We start from the raw sequence: 20,090 nt of genomic DNA, 5'->3' as shown, positions 1-20,090 counted from the left end.
TTATAAATTACTCAATTTCTTACTTTAAATCTCACTTCATGCAATATCCGGGTTAGGTAGATTATCGGACATTTACGGCAGAAGACCTATCGTTCTCTCAGGGTTATTTATTTATATCATATTCTCTATTGTCGGTATCTTAGCAGTTAATATAGAGATGCTAATGGTTGCACGTTTTGCTCAAGCTTTCGGTGCAAGTGTTGGTTCCGTAATAGGGCAGGCAATGGCAAGGGATTCATATCAAGGAAGTAGATTATCTTATGTTTATGCTAGTCTATCGGCATGGTTGGCATTTATTCCGTCACTCGGTTCATCGGTCGGCGGCTATATTGTTGAATATTCGGACTGGCGTTATGTTTTCGTCTTTTCAAGTCTTTTAGTTACTTTATTATTTATTTTATATTGTAAAATTTTACCCGAAACAAATCCCTATATGGATATCTCTCACGTTAGTAAATATTTTGAAGTTTTTAAAATAGTAATAAAGGATAAAATTATCTGGCTTTATGCTTTTATTATCGGTGCATTTAACGGCATGACTTACGGTTTTTTTATCGAAGCACCGTTTATTTTTATTGAAAATATGAGGTTATCGCCGTCTTTTTACGGTAAATTAGCACTCTTATTATGTTTAGCTAATATTTTTGGTGGCTTACTTGGCAGGTATTTAATAAAAAAACGCCGTGTGGATGATAAAAAAATAATGGTTTTGGGTCTCGGATTTAGCTTATTTGGCTGCATTATGCTAGTAATAGCAGCTTTTTTATTAACTAATAATCAGATCAACAATAATTTTGCTATAGCGGTAATATTCATTCCGATAATGTTGCATATGACCGGTCATAATCTTCTTATTCCGATGACGCTGCGTTATGCTTTAGAAGATTATGCCAAAGTTACCGGCACTGCCGGCTCAATTTTCGGCTCATTATATTATATGCTAATAGCATTAATAACTTTTATCGTCTCAAAATTACATAGTGAAACAATAAATAATTTTGCTTTATTGTTCTTATGTCTAAGTATTGGTTGCACCTTATCATTTTATTTGATTAGGGTTTTATCGTATTCTAGAAGGGCATCATCCGCTTAACGTAATTTTAATGAAGATAGACCGATAAGAGCAAATATGACGGCAATAATCCAAAATCTTATTACTACTTTTGACTCAGCCCAACCATTCTTCTCAAAATGATGATGCAAAGGTGCCATTTTAAAAATTCGCTTGCCGTTAGTAGTCTTAAAATAATATACTTGCAAAATCACCGAGATTGTTTCAATAACGAATAACCCGCCAATGATGCCAAGCACTAATTCATGCTTGGTAATGACACTTATAACGCCAAGAACGCCGCCAAGGCTTAAACTGCCGGTATCTCCCATAAAAACTTCCGCCGGCTGTGCATTAAACCATAAAAATCCAAGGCTCGCTCCCGCAATGGAAGCACAAAAAATAGTTAGTTCTCCGCTATTTGGAATATACATTATCTGCAAATAATTTGCATAAATATGGTTACCGGCTAAATAGCTTATTAAAGCAAAAGAGCCGGCGGTAAGTGCTATCGGAACAGTAGCAAGCCCGTCAAGACCATCGGTTAAGTTAACTGCATTGGAGGCACCGACTATGACAAACATCGCAAACGGGATATAAAAATATCCGAGATTAAGAAGTAAATTTTTAAAAAATGGGATGGCAAGCTGATTATCTCCGGGGTTACCGGTATATTGCAATGAAATACATATAATTAAACTGATAAGTATTTGCAGTAAAAATTTGTTTTTGCTCTTGATTCCCTTATGATTATTTTTGGTTATTTTTGCATAATCGTCTATAAAGCCGACAATACCGAAGCTAATAAAGCCAAATATCGATAGCCAAATATATTTATTAGTAAGATCGGCAAGTAATAGAGTAGAGAAGCAGACGGATAAAATAATCATTATCCCGCCCATAGTAGGAGTGCCGGCTTTCATCTGATGAGATTCAGGACCGTCGCTACGAATCGGTTGACCGTGTTTTTGCAAGGTATGTAAAAATCTAATAAGTCTTGGACCTATTAGGAAGCAGAAAATTAAGCTAATCAGAATAGCCAAGCTACTTCGGAAAGTAATATAATGAAATAAATTGGCAATGTGCGAATTATGCACATACGGTAGTAAAAGATTATATAACATGGTTATCCTTTAAAAACTTCAATATTAAAATCAAGCTATTTTAGTGCTTTTTAACTGCAAATTAAATGTCTTTTTGGGATAAATTAAAATATAAGTAAAGCCCATACAAGCTATGCTTATTCCAATAATTGAACCGTGATAATGAGCAGGCGTTACTATATTTATTCCTGCGATTCCAAAAGCAGTAAGTCCGCCGAATAAAAATAATATACTAGAGCAGATTATAGTTGCTTTGGTGCAAGTTTTGAAGTCATTCCTGCACAGGCGGGAATCTATAATTATTTTACTAGATTTTAGTCGTTGCCGGAATGACATTAATATCTCATATAACATTACCACCAAACTAATAACAGGTGCAAACCCGCCAAAATATTTCATATGACTCATATAATATTCTTTAAATTCACCGTCGATAATATCATAAAAAAAATGTCCGGCGACGATAAATAAGCTAAAAATAAAATTTAAACATAATAAAAAAAGATAAAATCTTTGGAATTGTAGCTTTTTACCTAACCAAACTTCAAATAATATAATCCATATGGTCATTAGAATTTGCGTATATATAAATTGTAATAAATGCCCGCCGCTCCAAAAAAGTAGTTCGTAATAAAATTCTATCTCAATCGGGATGACATCAATAATGCACTGCAGTTGGAGGTAAGAACAAGTAAAGCACACCCAGGTTAAAATAAACATTATTGCCGTGGATAAAATAGCGAAGTTCATTAAACTCTGCCAATTTTGCCAATCAGAAAGATATAGGGTATTGACGGCAAATAACAATGTGGCAACGCCAAATAAAGTGAGCCCTAGGACGAATATAATATTCTCTAACATCGGTATATAATTATTCATTACCGGATTTTGTCCCGCTATCGGGGAGATAGCTATAAGTATGGTGCCTAAGAAAGCGAGTTTGGGGTAGATGTTTAGGTATAGTACAACAATGTCATTCCCGCGAAAGCGGGAATCCAGAAAAAATATACTAGATTCCCGCTTTTGCGGGAATGACATACCATAACTCCAAATACTAGCCGTAATTGATAACAACCAAACTAGTACCGATAAGTTAATGTGAATAATTAAAGCTGATTTAAAAATTTCAGGATTTGGAAAGAAGTGAGATAGCTGAGAAGTCCGAAGAACTACTAAAATCACCGAATATACTCCGGCAAATCCTAAAGACATTATACCGAGTTTAAGCCAGTTACGAGTTAACGTATTATTTCGTAATTGCTCAATATACTGCTCGTCTTTCAAAAATTGTTTTTTCATTTTATCGGGGATTCGTGTACTCACCTAGGCGTTGTTGCATGGCTCAATCTTACCTCGTCATTGTGGGAGGTGCGGGAATTGTTGCGTGGCTCTATGGTCATTACAAGTATGGTGTCATACCGTGGCTTGACCCTTTCAATTACCCATAAGTCATTTTCATTGCAATATTAAATCCTAACCTAAGGTCAACCAACCTAGACAACCCTCTCCACATTACTATATTCCCAGGAGGTGGGTCTAATGCTCTGTTCATATACCCGCCAAGCCTGGCTATCTTGGTTAAGTAATAAGAAAGAGTTTTGTTTTGTATGTTATCACTAGCTTTATTATTGGGCAAGGCATTAATTAGGGTAATTTCTTCATCTGTTAGAGCTAATTCTGGTGGTGCATTAGGTGTACACCTATTCATCATAGTCATCCAAAAAATTCTCCAACTTACTATACAGAATATAGCAATAATATTATTCAGGCGTGCCTCTGTCCTGAGTTTTAATGATTCAACTCTGCAACCGGACTTGAGTATTTTATGAAAAGTTTCTATTTTCCATCTTAAGGCATACCAATCGAGTTTTTCAATGGCTTCATCTATTGTTGTAACAGGTAAATCTGTAACAAGCTTCCATATTATTTTTTCTCTACTAGTTGGCGTTTCTTTTTCTATTGCATGGATGATTGTGAGTAGTAATGCTGGATATTTCTTCTGCTTAATACCAACAGGAGGAAGTATTTTTATATTCTGATATCTGATTTCTAAGGCCACTTCTATCATACTACCATCCGAGCTCTTGATCGCAATATTGTGCAATCCATTGATTTTTACCGTATTCATTTTATTAGTAATAGTACGAGAGCCATCTTCAATTAACCGATCCTGACAAATTCTGACAAGAAAATGCGTATCAAATTCTTTCGCTATTACAAATAATTCATAAATGTCACTTTCCCTATCCCCAATATGAACACATCTCTGTGGTGCCTTCAGTAGAACAGTCGATTGTGTCAAATTTTCTAGCCAGCGATAACTTTCTTTTTCTTCAATAGGTAATCTGGTATAGTTAATACGTTTTTTTAATTCATTAGTTCCTTTAAATTGCTTGCGTGTCCAAAACTTGATGGCACAAAGACCTAGTGGTAAACCTGATGTGGCTATAGTATTCCGGACAGTTAGTATGAGACAATATTAACAGAAAGGAAATACAGTATGACAAAAACAAAAATGTATTCTAGTGAATTTAAAGAATCAGCAGTTAAATTGGCAACTGAATCGAAGCGACCTGTTATTCAGACTGCAAAAGAATTAGGTATCAGTAAGAATACTTTATATAGTTGGATAGATAAATATTCTAAACAATTTGAAGAATCAATAACAAGAACAGATGAACATCTGTATGATGAATTAAAAAGATTAAAGAAAGAGCTGGTGATAGTAACACAGGAGCGTGATATACTAAAAAAGGCTGCAGCGTACTTTGCAAAAGAGTCCCTGTAAGGTATGCATGGATAAAGAAGCATCAAGATGATTTCTCAATTGCAATTATGTGCAAATGTATGAAGGTATCACGTAGCGGTTATTATGAGTGGTTAAATAACCCTGGATGCAATAGGGATAAAGAAAATAGAGAATTAACCTGTAAGGTTAGAGCTATTTTTCAGGAAGGTAGACGAAATTATGGATCTAGACCCATTAAAAAGGCTTTGTTGAGGCAAGGCATAATTGTTAGTCGTAGGAGAATTACAAGACTAATGAATGAAGCTGGCTTAGTATGTAAAACTAAGTATAAATTTAAAGCAACTACTGATTCTAAGCATAATAAGCAAGTTGCTCCTAATTTATTGGATAGACAGTTTAAAGTTTCTAATGTTAATTGTTATTGGGTTGGTGATATCACCTATATCCCAACTGGAGAAGGATGGTTATATTTAGCAACAGTTATTGATCTATTTTCTAGAAAAGTAATAGGCTGGTCAATGAATAGTAATATGAAAGCTGATTTAGTTAATAATGCTTTGCTAATGGCAATATGGCAACGTAAACCACCTAAAAAGCTTATTTGGCATACTGATAGAGGTAGCCAATATTGTTCTGATAGTCATTTAAAACTTATAAAACAACATGGTATTATACAGAGTATGAGTCGTAAAGGAAATTGCTGGGATAATGCTGTTGCTGAAAGCTTTTTTCATACTATAAAAACAGAATTAATTTATCAACATAAATTTAAAACTAGGGAGGAAGCAAAACATGCTATATTTGAATATATAGAGGTATTTTATAATCGTATAAGAATGCATTCTGCTAACGATTATCTATCACCAGTACAATACGAAAAAATACAAAAATGTGCGTAAAAAACTGTCCGGAAAACTGTTGACAGATCATTACTACTCACAATCATCCATGCAATAGAAAAAGAAACGCCAACTAGTAGAGAAAAAATAATATGGAAGCTTGTTACAGATTTACCTGTTACAACAATAGATGAAGCCATTGAAAAACTCGATTGGTATGCCTTAAGATGGAAAATAGAAACTTTTCATAAAATACTCAAGTCCGGTTGCAGAGTTGAATCATTAAAACTCAGGACAGAGGCACGCCTGAATAATATTATTGCTATATTCTGTATAGTAAGTTGGAGAATTTTTTGGATGACTATGATGAATAGGTGTACACCTAATGCACCACCAGAATTAGCTCTAACAGATGAAGAAATTACCCTAATTAATGCCTTGCCCAATAATAAAGCTAGTGATAACATACAAAACAAAACTCTTTCTTATTACTTAACCAAGATAGCCAGGCTTGGCGGGTATATGAACAGAGCATTAGACCCACCTCCTGGGAATATAGTAATGTGGAGAGGGTTGTCTAGGTTGGTTGACCTTAGGTTAGGATTTAATATTGCAATGAAAATGACTTATGGGTAATTGAAAGCTTTACCAGACGCTTACTTTCTATCATCATAATAATCATAATTTCCAAATATTCTTCTCTGTGTTATACAAACAAAGAGCTCCCACTACTACTAAGATTTATATTTTTTATGTGGTAACTTTGCGGTATTCAGTTGAATATAACTCCAAAAGAGTTATCATTGTAGTGGGTGCAGGCTTTTAAAAAAATAAAACAGCATATAACGATTTGCAAGGTAAGTTTGAAAATAACGGAGCGAGATCAGGAATCTCAAGCAGACGATAGGGTAGAGGTATACCAACTTTATATATGGATTAACAGGTATTAGCCCAATGATTTGGATAAGGTTGCTCGTGAGAAGTGATACGAGCATATATGATCTACATCATTATATCCAAATACTCATGGGTTTGTAAGTGGCTGATCAAATCTGCCTTGGTTTTATCTGCTCTCCTATTAGGTATGTAATTAAGGAAACTTAAATGATATAGTGGTTTTATTATGACATCAATCCACTATATCACACTACGAATATTATTTAAACTTATCCCATTAGTAGAAGCAATTATCTTACTTATTAAAAACGGAGTTTATTATGAAATTTAAACATTTTTTATACGGCCTAGGTGTTGCTACCATTGGTTATCTTGGAATACAGAAGGTTACTCATTTATTAAACCTAGATCCAAACCACAATAAAGACTACCAAACTTATCCTATAGATTTTGTACACATAAGAGAAGAAGTAGAACAAGTAGTAAGTTCAGAAGAAAATAACATAGTTAAAATTGATCAATTAAAACGCATAGAGAAAGAACAATATAAACCTTTGATCCATCAACTAGCTCATAAGGAGACACTAGAAGAATTAAAGGATTTAGTAATAGTTCTGAAAGATCTTGGCTATTTAGCCACCAAGCTAGGAGAGTTAAGCAGGGAGCTGAAATATTACACCGAGGCTGCAGTATTTTATCAATATGTCATTACTATACTAAAAGAAAAGCTAAACGAGCAGTTAATAAGTACAGAGGATAAAAGTGAATTTATAAAACAAGAAAAACTAGATCCACCTCAACAATTAACTGACATACAACAGCTGATATTCTCAGCAATTGGCGGAGATCAAGAGAAAATGTCGGTTGTTCAAGAAGAAGCGATGAGTAATAAAGCACTGTTATTAGCATTGCGAAACAAAACTGATCAAGAGATGCAAACAGTAGAAGGCTATTACCAAAAAGCGAAGACTGACAATCAAGAGGATAAACAAAAATATCAGGAGTTATATGTTAAAACTGCAAGAGAGTTGTTTGAAAAGACAGCTGATAAAATGAAAGACTTCTTAGCCAAATTATACAAAAAAGCTGAATCAGAGCTAGGCAAAGCACCTTGTGAATATGCAGTAGTAGGACTTGGTTCAATGGCACTAAAACAAATGACGCCATATTCAGATTTGGAGTTTGCTATCCTTACCGAAAATGAGGATTATAAACAAAGTGATGATCCAAAGATAAAAGAATATTTTAAAAACTTAAGCCACTTAGTAAACTTTAAGATGATTAATCTAGGGGAGAGCATAATTCCCACCAGTCAATATGGTTTAGATATGAGTCATCTAGTACACGTGGCAGTTAACTTTGATCTAGGAGGCAAAACACCACTGGGAAGGATAGGAGATGACAAAAAATATGAATTAATACAAACAATAGATGGGATGCTGAGTTATGTACATAATAAAGAAAGTTGGGCAAGTCATATAGATAAGAACCTACCATATATATTAGAAAATGTTTGTTATGTGTATGGAGATAAGGGGCTTGTAAAAACTTATAAAGGCAAAGTTACAGAGTTTTTGCATAGTGTAAACAAAGAAGACCCACAAAGCAGATTAAACTGTGAGATAAGAGCCATTAAACTACTAGAAGAGGAAGCCGTGGAACTTGACTATCTTCAGCAAGTATCTGATCTAAAACCTAAAGAAACTTCGTTTAAAGGTGATCTAGATAAGTTAAAACCTAACCTATCTAGTTATGAAGGCAGATTATTTGACGTTAAGCAGGAGATTTACCGATTACCTGATCGTATGGTATATAATCTTGGTCTGTATTATGGTATTGAAGGAGATAGTAGTTGGGATACAGTAGAAAAATTAGAGGCTAAAGGGATAATCAATTCACAGGCAGCACTTAATCTAAAAAATGCTATAACTTTTGCCACTACCCTAAGATTAAATACCTATTCTCACCATGAAGCACAAAAGGAAGATATGTCGATATTTGTTAGACCAGCTGAAACTGAATCTGAACGTACAGAACAAGCTAAACAGATATTCCATTTAGCTGAAGCAGATTTAAGAGAACAAGGTGGGTTGTTTCAATATTTTTATACTGCATTACCTTTACATGAGAGATTAAAAGATTTCTGCGACCAATATCAAATATTAGATAAAACAAGCAAGCAAATTTTTTTCAAGGACACTAAGTTTTATAAAGATGATTATGCTAGTAAAGGTTTCATCCATTATAGATTAGCACAATATAAGGAGGCTCAAAACAATTTAGGGAAAGCGTTAGATGATCCACATAATAAAGATAATTGGCAAATAAAAATAACTTTGGGAAATATATATGATACTTTTGGTAATAGCTATCAGGCTATAAAACAATTCCAAGAGAGTTTGGATATTTTAAAATGCATATATGGAGAAGAGCCTAATACAAATGTTGCTACTGCTTTACTTGATCTAGGGAGGGCTTATGATACTCAAGGACAATATGATCAAGCAATAAAGTGCTATGAAGAGAGCCTGAAAATGAATAAACTCATCTACCAAAATGAACCTAATCTAAATGTTGCTGGTGCTTTAAATAATTTAGGTGCAGCTTATGATGCTAAAGGACAATATGATCAGGCGATTAACTACTATAAGGAAAGCCTAAAAATGAGAAAACTGATCTACCAAGATCAACCTCATCCAGATGTTGCTGATTCTTTACTTGGTTTAGGCGGAGGGTATAAAGCTAAAGGACAATATGACCAGGCGATTAACTACTATGAGGAGAACCTACAAATGAATAAACTCATCCATAAAGATCAACCTCATCCAGATGTTGCTGCTTCTTTAAATAATCTAGGGGGAGTGTATAAAGCTAAAGGACAATATGATCAGGCGATTAACTACTATAAGGAGAGCCTAAAAATGAGGAAACTGATCTATCAAGATCAATCTCACCCGACTGTTGCTGCTTCTTTAAATAGTCTAGGGGTAGCTTATGATGCTAAAGGACAATATGATCAGGCAATGAAGTACTATGAGGATAGCCTAAAAATGAGGAGACTGATCTACCAAGATCAACCTCATCCAGATGTTGCTGCTTCTTTGAATAATCTAGGGGAAGTGTATTATAGAGCTCAAGGAAATTATGATCAGGCGATTAATTACTATAAGGATAGCCTAAAGATGAACAAACTTATCCATAAAGATCAACTTCATCCGGATATTGCTGTTTCTTTAAATAATCTAGCCCGGATATTGCATGAAGTGAGATTTAAAGTAAGAAATTGAGTAATTTATAATATTAGCAATGATACTTTTGTAAAAATTTTGCCAAAAAGTGCTTTGAAGCCGTTATTTTCAAATTTTAGATGTAATGCCCCTTACCCCATTTTTTCTAAGCACCGGGAACAGTGCTAATCTAGGTTATTCTAATGCTAATTTCTTCATCACATGATTCCATACCTGTCGGTAAGGATATGATGAAGATAACAAAAACTTAATACGCCTAGTATTACGGATAATTACTACCCCAATTTTTAATAATTTTAAACGTATTGTACCTATTTGTGCTTTTGCTAATGCACTACCTTGTAATAAATTACCTCTGATATATTCTACTAAAGTGTATGCAAGACCCGATAAAATCATTCTGAGCTGATTAGCCCACCATCTATGACAAGAAGTACGATCTGCAAATAATTCTAGTTGTTGCTCTTTTATACGGTTTTCCATATCACCACGACCACAGTAAACTTTGTCGTATAAATCTTCAGGTTTATCTGATAAATTAGTTACTATATACCTTGGATTTTCTCCAAGCATTGTCATTTCTGCCTTACCAATTATTCTACGTTCATGACTCCAACTACCAGCCTTATATGGAAACTCACTAAAAAGACGTTGCTTTTCTTGGGTTATAATAAATGCTGCTTTTGACTTCTCCATTGTAGGTTTCAGTAACTCATTTAGTCTGTTATTTTGGGGCATTCCTACAATATATTTTATATTATGAATATCACACCAATCAAACATCTGATGACGACAAAATCCACTATCACCACGAAAAATAATCTTTACCTCTGGCCAAGCTTGGCGAAAACGTTTTACTAACAATGATAATATTGCCCAAGAATGTTTTGCTTGATCCTGCTTTGACGTCCTAAGATAACTAACTAACAGATGCTTTCCACAAAAAACATACAAAGGTAAAAAGCAATTATGACCGTAATAACCATGATAAAACTTACCTTCCTGTTGCCCATGAATTTCATCATCCGTAGCATCAAAATCAAGTATTAGCTGCTTTGGTACTATTTTATGAGACTTAATAAATTTATCAAGCATTAGTTCATGCACTTTAATTGCAAAGTGTCTATCAGCATTGTTTTCTATACGACATAAGGTAGAACTACTTGCCATATCATCAATTGTTTCCATAGCTGTTTGCATAGCAGGACATTTTCGTAGATAATTGTGGTCATTTAAATCTTCATAACCTAATGCAATACCATAAATTCGTTGCCTCAGCATTGTTGCCATATTATGGGTAATTTTACTACCATCTCGTCTATCAGGAAATATTTTAGCAAGCTCCTCTGTTATACCAAGCCTTTTATCTGCTTCTCTTAATAACAACACACCTCCATCGCTACTAATATCACCTCCAGTGAAATTTATCTCTATTGTCCGATTTTTTACTTTGGAAAACTGGTAACTATATGCTATACAATTTGTCATGACAAAATCCTTTGTATTATTCTAATGAAATACCAGTATTATACAGCTTTACGAGGATTTTGTCTCCTATATCTCATGCAATATCCGGGCTAGGGGAAGCTTATGATGCTAAAGGACAATATGATCAGGCAATGAAGTACTATGAGGATAGCCTAAAAATGAATAAACTCATCCATAAAGATCGACCTCATCCAGATGTTGCTATATCTCTAAATAATCTAGGAACAGTTTATGATAATAAAGGACAATATGATCAGGCAATGAAGTACTATAAGGATAGCCTAAAAATGAATAAACTCATCCATAAAGATCGACCTCATCCAGATGTTGCTATATCTCTAAATAATCTAGGAACAGTTTATGATAATAAAGGACAATATAATCAAGCAATGAAGTGCTATAAGGAGAGCCTAGAGATGAAAAAACTCATCTATAAAGATCATCATCCGGCAGTTGCTGCTTCTTTAAATAATCTAGGGGGAGTGTATAGAGCTAAAGGACAATATGATCAGGCAATGAAGTACTATGAGGAAAGTCTAGAGATGAGAAAACTCATCCATAAAGATCGACCTCATCCAGATGTTGCTTCTTCTTTAAATAATCTAGGGGGAATGTATTTAGCTAAAGAACAATATGATCAGGCGATTAACTACTATGAGAAAAGCCTAAAGATGAGGAAATTGATCTACCAAGACCAACCTCATCCGGATATTGCTAAGTCTTTAAATAATTTAGGGTTAGCTTATGTTGCTAAAGGAGAATATAAGATAGCCCTAGACTATAGTAATCAAGCTTTGAAAATAATATCTGTTTTTCCAAACCATTCTTATCAAAATACAATACAAAATTTTATGGCGGAAGTAGCGGAGTTAATTAATTCATCTACAACTAACCAAGTAAATGCCTCCGACACTAGCACTAATGATAATATTGATGTAGATGTGAGTTTGCTAGGGGATGATTCATCTGCAAAGGATTCACCAAGCTATTGTCAGCTACTTTAGCAATTATCGCAACTAATAAACAAGTTATATTGTAAATTATGAGAATAGATTGTACTAATAAAAATTATTATAGACAACATTATATTAGTTTAGTAATCTTAATATAAGGTAAAATTATATTAATATAAATTAACTCCAAGGAGGTACATATGTCTAAACAGCATCCTACTGATTTTATTCATGGTTTACTTAGCTCGCATGTTTACACAAATAGTAAAGAAGGTGATATTGTACAATTTGCCCCTAATACAAATAAGACCAGTGATAAATATTATAGTGCTAATTACAATACACTATTAACAGATTGGCATGTACATAAAACCTATGGTGATACAAACCAGCTAATTACTTATGGTGTTTTATATGTTAATGATGTGCTTAAGCAAGCTGTATTAGCCTACCGTGGTGTAGATGTAATGCCTCTCTTAAGGGTAAGCATGGGTCTCTTAAAGCTGCCTGTAAAATGCTTAATAAAGAAATCGGTAGTCAACAGCAGGGTGTTCACATTTCAACTAAAGATGCTGTAGATATCGTTCATACCAAAGGATATAATCTTTCGTTGACCGGTCATGCACTTGGTGGGTGGCTTGCTGAACTTGGTTTATATTTTTGTCATCAGGATTTTGGTTGTGATATCACAGATAACATTAAGTCGGTAACATTTGATAGCCCTGGTACGGCAGGACAAATAAAAAGTTATCAATCTAGTATTAAGAACCCAGATACCACTGATATTGCAGCTTCTTTAAATACAGTAACATATCTATCAGCACCTAATTTAATTAATATATGTCATGGGCATGTAGGTAAGGTATATAGGTTATTTCCAGAAATACCACCAGTTAAATCAGCTGAAAGTGTTAGGAAGTTCTTGTCTAACTTTCCTAAGTTTATCGCTGAGAAACAAATTTATATTGATGCATTATTAGCAACTAGAGGAGACAACTTAGATTTAATGCTAGCAACATTTGATTCTACAACTGGTAAGCCTAACCCTAGCAAATATAGAGAAGTGTTAGATTGGCCGAGTATACAATATAGCTCTAATCCTACTGATTACGGTTCAAAGGCTGTTAAAGTGGCTGTAAAAGCAGGCCTACAAGCAGCTGGTGTGCCAAGCTTTGTTGCATCTCCTATAGCTTTGGTAGCTCAAGGAGTATCTAAACTGATACCAACCACTACTTATGGTTCATTAACTAATGCAATAGTGAGTTTTTTAACAAATGATAAAAAATTAGACCAGCTATTTGAGGCTTATAAAAGACTTGACATTACTAAACCTGATTTAGGGTATCCAACACCAGAGCAACAAATAGATGGAGAAGGATTTTATCTGAAATATAAAGGGCATTACCGACTTGATCCTGATGAAGTCAACCCCAATAAAGCTAGTGTGCCTCTACAAGATGGTACTCTAGAATGGTATTTGATGAAGCTGTGTAAGTGTAGTGAAGCAGATATTAGGGGTAAGTTACAATCTATTACAAAAGAGTTATTAGCTCTCAGAGAGCAATATGATATCGAACCACCAAACAATAAAGGAATGAGGGTAATTATGTCTAAATCTAGCAGTGTAGAAGAATTAAAAGATCAAATAAGCAGTTTAATTAAAAGTAACGATGATATTAGAAATGTGTTAGGAGGGGTGGTATCAGAAACCCCAATAGAAAACATAATTTTAGAAATGCAAGAAGAGGCTGCAGAGTGGGTTAAAACTTGTTCTGCCAATAATGTAATGAAAGCAGAAGGAGAGAGTAATCATAGGTTTATTAATAAAATAGAAAAACTAGTAACTCAACTTGCACAAGAAAAAATACAAACATATTTTTTGAGCAAAGACGTATCACCACAACACTTATTAAATAGCATATATGGTATGAATGCCTTAGCAAATTATTATCTTTATAATGAGCATAATGGAGAAAAAGCCCGTGAAATATTACTTAGCTCTAAAAAGCTAGCAGAGCAGTATGTATTAAATAGGAGTGTAATCAAATTTGATTTTGATAGTTTAAGTGAACAAGAAACATATACAAACCTTAAAATAATTACGGATTTACCGGAAATGTATACGAGTACCATCTATTTATTAGCTAGGACCTATATGTATCAAGGGGAGAAAACTGAAGCCATACCATATTTTGAATTATTAAAATATTTAGGAAATGAATTAAAACTATTTGAAGGGTATTTAAGTGATAGGGGTAAGCTTACAATAGAAAGAGAAAAAATAGACTGGAATATAAAGAATAAAGCCTGCGATCATGCCAAGGCAACAAGAGAATTAACGAAAATTGCTGAATCATTTCAGAAATTAAAAAATGATCATACAGAATATAAAGAGGGATATAAGCCCGGTATAGGAGAAAATAGTAAGGTTATTCCAGCTAAAGATGTTTATAATCAAGTAGAATGTAGCGAACAATTAGCTAAATGCTACATGCAACTAATTATGCTTACAGATAATGAAGAACAACACGAAAAATATGTAGCTGAACTATCCAATCAGTTTATTGGAAGCGACGAACTGCCGGGTATGCTAAAACAGTTAGGGGATGTTTTACCAAAAAAAGCAGCTTCTATATATAACAGTTTAGGCAATATATTATTAAAACTATGCGATCAAAATATAGATTTTCATGATTTTAAGGTTGCAATTAGTGAAAAATTATTATTACCAAAAGTAGATGAATTAACAGCAAGGGATGATCTAACATTGATATATAAGATATTTACCTTGGCAAAAGAAGAAAGTAGACAGAGTGAATTTACTAAAGCAGATGCCCATGATGGTTTAAGAATGGTATGCGAGAGACAACTTAAACAAGAATATCTAGAAGAAGCACAAAGAGAAGAGTTATTAATATCTATATCAGAACACATAATAGCTAGAGATAAAATAAATAAAGAGCTAAAAAGAGAGACCAAGGATGAAAGTAGTGCTGAATCCGATATTAAACTGTCAGATTCTACAGATCTAGAAGTTGCTAGTACTTCCACCACTGTGAGTACAGCAGGAGGACAAGAGTCTAGCATTCTTCCAATAGATCCGAGTTTAATTGGTGCAGATTCTAGCCCACATGATTCTGTATAGCAGTTGCTAAATGGCTAAAATTTTACTATGGAGAAAAAATAGATTCTTTACTTTAATTCATTATCTGAACTTAATTATTGGTTGAGGCATATATGAAGCAAGTCTTAACTCTTACAAATAATCGGGATATTAAGGCATTTCAACAAGAAAAGTACTATAAAGCAATTGCCATTTGGCATGAAGCTCTTAAGATAGCTGATGCTGATCAAACAATTATTAATGATGATTATTCTTTGATTCTTTTTAACAAAGCCCGTGCTTATGAAAAGGTAGGATGTTTGTATTTAGCTCAAAAGGGTTATCATGAAGTTTTAAAAAAAGATTTTCATCATGTTAAAGCTAAAGAGTCTTTAAAAAGTGACGAGAAGTTGTTAGAGAGTTTTAAATTAGAGACATTAAGGAATAACGTAAAGCAATTTATAATGTTAGAAGGTCAAAGTAATAATGAAACAAAAATTACCATTTTAAAAGAGATAGAACAAATCGAATATGGAGCTTTAGTAAGGCAATTCGCTTACAAAAAAACTGCAGAGGAGGTGAAGAACCTAGTAATAGTCCTAAAAGATATTGGTTATTTAACCACCAAGCTAGGAGAGTTAAGCGGGGAGCTGAAATATTACACCGAAGCTGCAGTATTTTATCAATATATCATTACTATACTAGATGAGAAATTAAACGAGAAGTTAATAAATATTAAGGATAAAAATGAATTTATAAAACAAGAGTCACTATATCCACATCAACAATTAACCAATATACAACAGTTGATATTCTTAACAATTGGTGGAAACCAAAAGAAAATACCTGTTGTTCATGAGGAAGCAAAAACTAATAAAGAGCTATTATTAAAATTGCGGGACAAAACTGATGAAGAGATACAAAAGATAGAAGATTGTCGTCAGCAATCAAAGACTGATAATCAAAAAGAAAAATATGTAAATACTGCAAGACAGTGCTTTAAAGACATAGCTGATGAAATGAAAAAGTTTTTGGCTAAGTTATATAGTGATAGTGAAAATGCAATCGGTACACCACCTTGTAAATATGCAGTAATGGGACTTGGTTCGATGGCACTGCAGCAAATGACGCCATATTCAGACTTAGAATTTGCTATCCTTACGGAAAATGAGGATTACAAACACAGTTCAGATCCAAAGATAAGAGAATATTTTAAGAACTTAAGCTACTTAGTAAACTTTAAGGTAATCAATCTAGGGGAGAGCATCATTCCTACCAGTAAATATGGTTTAGATATGAGTCATTTGGTGCATAGAGCAGTTAACCTAGATCTAGGAGGCAAAACTCCATTAGGTAGGGTAGATAATGACAAACCATATGAGTTAATACGAACAGCAGATGATATGCTGTGGTATGTATATAATAAGGGAGATAAAGCCAGTCACATAGATAAGAATCTTCCGTATATACTAGAAAATGTGTGCTACGTATATGGTGCAAAGGATATTGTGGGAAGCTACCAAAGTAAGGTTACAAAGTTTTTGTATAGTATAAGTGAAGAAAATGACCAACAAAACAGATTAAATTGCGAGATAAGAGCCCTAAAGATATTAAAAGAGGGATATGTAGAACTTGACTATCTTCAGCAAGCAATGAGTCTAGAACCTTAAAAAACTTCGTTTAAAGGCGATCTATATAAATTACAACCTGACTTATCTAACCCAGCTAAGATGTTAAAGTTATTTGACGTTAAGCAGGAGATATACCGGTTACCTGATCGTCTAGTGTACAACCTTGGTCTGTATTATGGTATTGAAGAAGATAGTAGCTGGGATACAGTTGATAAATTAGAGGAGAAAGGGATAATCAATTCACAGGCAGCACTTAATCTAAAAAATGCTATAACTTTTGCCACTACTCTCAGATTAAAGACCTATTCTCACTATAAAGCACAAAAGGAGGATATGTCGATATTTGTTAGACCAGTCGAAACTGAATCTGAACTCAAAGAACAAGCTAAACAGATATTCCATCTAGCTGAAATGGATTTAAGAGAACAAGGCGGATTGTTTCAATATTACTATACTGCACTACCGTTACATAAAAGATTAAAAGATTTTTGTAGTCAAAATGAAGGATTAGACGAAACAAGCAAGCAAATATTTTTTCAGAAAGATAAATTTTATAAAGATGATGTAGCTAATAAAGGTCTTATTCACTATAGATTACTACAATATAAGGATGCTCGAGATAACTTAGAAAAAGCACTAAATATTAGCTTAAAAGAAGTAGTAGATATTAACTCAGAAGGAATAGTAAATATTAACTTAGAAAAAGCACTAAATAATCTATACAATCAAGATAATTTTCATATAAGATTTGCTTTAGGAGCTATATATAATGATTTTGATGATGGAGATAAAGCTATAAAACTATTTCAGTATTGTTTAAAATATTTCGAACTTTTCTACAAGAAAGAGCCTCATCCTAATATTGCCGCTTGTTTAAATAACCTAGGTATAGCTTATCAAGCTATAAAACAATATGAACAGGCGTTTGACTATCATCTGAAGAGCCTAGATATGCAAAAATGTATTCACAAAGATGTAGCTCATCCAGATGTGGTTGGTGCTTTATACAGCCTAGGGGAAGTGTGTAGGGTTAAAGGGCAGTATGATCAGGCGATTGGCTATTATGAGCAAAGCCTAAAGATTGTTGGAAGTGATTTGCAAGAACCTTATCCAAATGTTGCTGGGGTTTTAAATGGCCTAGGTATAGCTTATCAAGCTATAAAACAATATGAACAGGCGTTTGATTATTATAAGCAAAGCCTAAAGATGTGGGAACTGTGCTACCAAGGAGAACCTAATGTAAATGGTGCTGGTGTTTTAAATAACTTAGGTATGGCTTATAGAGATATAAGCAAGTATGACCAAGCGATTAAGTGTTTTCAAGAGAGCCTAACAATTGTGAAACTCACCTACCAAGAAGAAGTTCATCCAAGTATTGTTGGTACTTTAGAGAACTTAGCGGGGGCATATATGCTTAAAGCGATCCAGCTAAATAGCTCAGGGGAAGAGTGTAGGATTAGAGAACAGTATGATCAGGCGATTGATTATTATAAGCAAAGCCTAAAGATGTGGGAACTGTGCTACCAAAGAGAACCTAATGTAAATAGTGCTGATGTTTGCAATAACTTAGGTATGGCTTATAAAGCTAAATGCCAGTATGATCAGGCAATTAAATGCTATCAGGAGAGTCTAAGAGTGATGAAACTGATATGCCAAGAAGAACCTAACGCAATTGTTGCCATGTCTTTAAATAACCTAGGGCAAGTATATATGTGTCAAGCACAATATGATTGGGCGATTGACTATTATAAGGAAAGCCTAACAATGATGGAACTTATCTACGAAAAAGATCACCTTTATATTGTTTTTGTTTTAAGTAATCTAGGAATTGCTTATAGTGCTAAAGGAGAATATAAGCAAGCCCTAGAGTATAATATTAGCCAAGCTTTGGAAAAAATATCTGCTTTCTTAGACGATCCTTATCAAAAGGCAATACAAAATTCTATGAAACAAATAGCTATGTCATTTGCTGAAAAATATTTTTTAAATCCACAAGAGATTGTCAGTAAAATTCTTTCTTTTTCTTCAAAAAAATTAGATTTTACAGATTATAAACTACATTATGATATTGCATTATCACAAGATGATAATAATAAAAGTGAGCAGCAAGTAGCAGAAATAATAGAAGAATATAAATTAGCACTGATATTTCTGCCTAAGGAGGAATTAGCAACTAAATTACTAATAGGCAATAAATTAGTTGAGCTTACAAGAGAATATCCTCAAAGCATTGAATTATGGCTAGCTGTAGCAGAATGGGATACAGATAAGGTACAGGAATTAATTACTGCTATGGTTGTTGATAGTGTCCTATTCACAAACACCACACCATTAATACAGGCTGTAGTTAAAGGAGATGTTGATATAGTATCGATGTTAATTCAAGCAGGAGCTGATATTAATAAACCCAATAATGATCAAGAGCAAATTACCCCTTTATATTACTCTTTAGGATTTAATAGACAACCAATCAATATGAAGATAGTTGAATTGTTACTTAAAAACGGAGCTGATGTCAATAAACCAATGTATGACAGAGATACGCCGATGCATATGGCACATTATAGCGGTCACAAAGAGGCTATGAAATTACTACACCAATATAAAGCTAATATTAATGTCCAGAATAATCAAGGCAAGACACCATTACACTGTTTATTAGAGAGCCAAAATGTTACTGCAGCAACTAAACTAGAACTAATACAAGAATTTCGCCAACTATACGATATTAGTACTAGTGATAATATGGATGATATAGAAGTGACTTTGCTTGCTGATACTGATTTATCTGCAACAAATCAGTATTTACCAAGTCCTTGAATAAGGTTGTCATGAGTGTGTGAGCGTTGTAAGTTAAAAATATGATATAACAAATTTTGAAGTCAGTATAAAAGAAGTTTATACTGACTTTAAGAGGGTTGGATTTACCGCTTATTAATGTGATTAGCGGTAAGACAGGGGCGTGAGGTACCGTAAGCGTCTGGTAAAGCTTTCAATTACCCATAAGTTATAAAATAATATACAATAG

At 33.7% G+C, this 20,090-nt stretch carries 12 protein-coding genes and 1 pseudogene; 9 read left to right on the top strand and 4 right to left on the bottom strand.

What is annotated here, in order from left to right; all coding sequences use genetic code 11:
• Positions 1 to 43 precede the first annotated feature (43 nt).
• Positions 44 to 1,093 (top strand): annotated as a pseudogene (locus AAGD48_RS06035) (Bcr/CflA family efflux MFS transporter); the annotation flags it as partial.
• On the opposite strand, the gene mraY reads toward AAGD48_RS06035, so the two are convergent.
• From mraY to AAGD48_RS06020, 3 genes are all read right to left on the bottom strand, one after another.
• On the bottom strand, positions 1,090 to 2,175 hold the full coding sequence (mraY, locus tag AAGD48_RS06030) for a phospho-N-acetylmuramoyl-pentapeptide-transferase (protein WP_341789386.1): 1,086 nt from the start codon (positions 2,173 to 2,175) through the stop codon (positions 1,090 to 1,092). The pseudogene AAGD48_RS06035 and the gene mraY overlap by 4 nt on opposite strands.
• Positions 2,176 to 2,205: 30 nt before the next feature.
• Positions 2,206 to 3,453, bottom strand: coding sequence for a hypothetical protein (locus tag AAGD48_RS06025; protein WP_410526008.1), 1,248 nt, complete (start codon positions 3,451 to 3,453; stop codon positions 2,206 to 2,208).
• Between the two features lie 139 nt (positions 3,454 to 3,592).
• On the bottom strand, positions 3,593 to 4,603 hold the full coding sequence (locus AAGD48_RS06020) for an IS4 family transposase (RefSeq protein ID WP_341790756.1): 1,011 nt from the start codon (positions 4,601 to 4,603) through the stop codon (positions 3,593 to 3,595).
• A gap of 51 nt (positions 4,604 to 4,654) precedes the next feature.
• On the opposite strand from AAGD48_RS06020, the gene AAGD48_RS06015 reads away from it, so the two are divergent.
• The 3 genes from AAGD48_RS06015 to AAGD48_RS06005 all read left to right on the top strand — a co-directional run bounded on the left by AAGD48_RS06015 (position 4,655) and on the right by AAGD48_RS06005 (position 9,926).
• A protein-coding gene (locus tag AAGD48_RS06015; protein ID WP_410526007.1) for an IS3 family transposase occupies positions 4,655 to 5,802 on the top strand; the annotation gives its coding sequence in 2 pieces (ribosomal slippage) (positions 4,655 to 4,901 and positions 4,901 to 5,802; 1,149 coding nt in all).
• Positions 5,803 to 5,844: 42 nt separating this feature from the next.
• The gene (locus tag AAGD48_RS06010) at positions 5,845 to 6,378 is read left to right on the top strand and encodes an IS4 family transposase (protein ID WP_341790755.1); all 534 of its coding nucleotides are present in this window, start codon (positions 5,845 to 5,847) and stop codon (positions 6,376 to 6,378) included.
• A gap of 581 nt (positions 6,379 to 6,959) precedes the next feature.
• Positions 6,960 to 9,926, top strand: coding sequence for a tetratricopeptide repeat protein (locus AAGD48_RS06005; protein ID WP_341789384.1), 2,967 nt, complete (start codon positions 6,960 to 6,962; stop codon positions 9,924 to 9,926).
• 135 nt (positions 9,927 to 10,061) lie between these two features.
• On the opposite strand, the gene AAGD48_RS06000 is transcribed toward AAGD48_RS06005, so the two are convergent.
• Positions 10,062 to 11,375: an IS1380 family transposase gene (locus tag AAGD48_RS06000; protein WP_341789277.1), complete on the bottom strand. Its 1,314-nt coding sequence runs from the start codon at positions 11,373 to 11,375 to the stop codon at positions 10,062 to 10,064.
• A gap of 59 nt (positions 11,376 to 11,434) precedes the next feature.
• On the opposite strand from AAGD48_RS06000, the gene AAGD48_RS05995 reads away from it, so the two are divergent.
• The 5 genes from AAGD48_RS05995 to AAGD48_RS05975 all read left to right on the top strand — a co-directional run bounded on the left by AAGD48_RS05995 (position 11,435) and on the right by AAGD48_RS05975 (position 19,882).
• Positions 11,435 to 12,379 (top strand): tetratricopeptide repeat protein, encoded by a 945-nt coding sequence (locus tag AAGD48_RS05995; RefSeq protein ID WP_341789383.1) that lies wholly within the window; start codon positions 11,435 to 11,437, stop codon positions 12,377 to 12,379.
• A 149-nt stretch (positions 12,380 to 12,528) separates the two neighbouring features.
• Positions 12,529 to 12,906, top strand: a complete 378-nt coding sequence (locus AAGD48_RS05990) for a hypothetical protein (RefSeq protein ID WP_341789382.1) — start codon at positions 12,529 to 12,531, stop codon at positions 12,904 to 12,906.
• Positions 12,843 to 15,473, top strand: coding sequence for a hypothetical protein (locus AAGD48_RS05985; protein WP_341789381.1), 2,631 nt, complete (start codon positions 12,843 to 12,845; stop codon positions 15,471 to 15,473). The genes AAGD48_RS05990 and AAGD48_RS05985 overlap by 64 nt, the downstream gene beginning before the upstream one ends.
• Before the next feature lie 92 nt (positions 15,474 to 15,565).
• A complete protein-coding gene (locus tag AAGD48_RS05980; protein ID WP_341789380.1) occupies positions 15,566 to 17,101 on the top strand; it encodes a DUF294 nucleotidyltransferase-like domain-containing protein in 1,536 nt (511 codons plus the stop codon).
• Positions 17,102 to 17,161: 60 nt separating this feature from the next.
• Positions 17,162 to 19,882 (top strand): tetratricopeptide repeat protein, encoded by a 2,721-nt coding sequence (locus tag AAGD48_RS05975; protein ID WP_341789379.1) that lies wholly within the window; start codon positions 17,162 to 17,164, stop codon positions 19,880 to 19,882.
• Positions 19,883 to 20,090: the final 208 nt, after the last annotated feature.

Source organism: Rickettsia endosymbiont of Polydrusus tereticollis (genome assembly GCF_964026385.1).
Lineage (GTDB): Bacteria > Pseudomonadota > Alphaproteobacteria > Rickettsiales > Rickettsiaceae > Rickettsia.
This window is presented reverse-complemented; position numbering and strand designations above follow the sequence as displayed.

Coding starts and splice junctions, on each gene's coding strand:
- mraY (WP_341789386.1), bottom strand. CDS start 2,175: ATGTTATATAATCTTTTACTACCGTATGTGCATAATTCGCACATTGCC.
- AAGD48_RS06025 (WP_410526008.1), bottom strand. CDS start 3,453: ATGAAAAAACAATTTTTGAAAGACGAGCAGTATATTGAGCAATTACGA.
- AAGD48_RS06005 (WP_341789384.1), top strand. CDS start 6,960: ATGAAATTTAAACATTTTTTATACGGCCTAGGTGTTGCTACCATTGGT.
- AAGD48_RS06000 (WP_341789277.1), bottom strand. CDS start 11,375: ATGACAAATTGTATAGCATATAGTTACCAGTTTTCCAAAGTAAAAAAT.
- AAGD48_RS05990 (WP_341789382.1), top strand. CDS start 12,529: ATGTCTAAACAGCATCCTACTGATTTTATTCATGGTTTACTTAGCTCG.
- AAGD48_RS05985 (WP_341789381.1), top strand. CDS start 12,843: ATGCTTAATAAAGAAATCGGTAGTCAACAGCAGGGTGTTCACATTTCA.
- AAGD48_RS05980 (WP_341789380.1), top strand. CDS start 15,566: ATGAAGCAAGTCTTAACTCTTACAAATAATCGGGATATTAAGGCATTT.
- AAGD48_RS05975 (WP_341789379.1), top strand. CDS start 17,162: ATGTTAAAGTTATTTGACGTTAAGCAGGAGATATACCGGTTACCTGAT.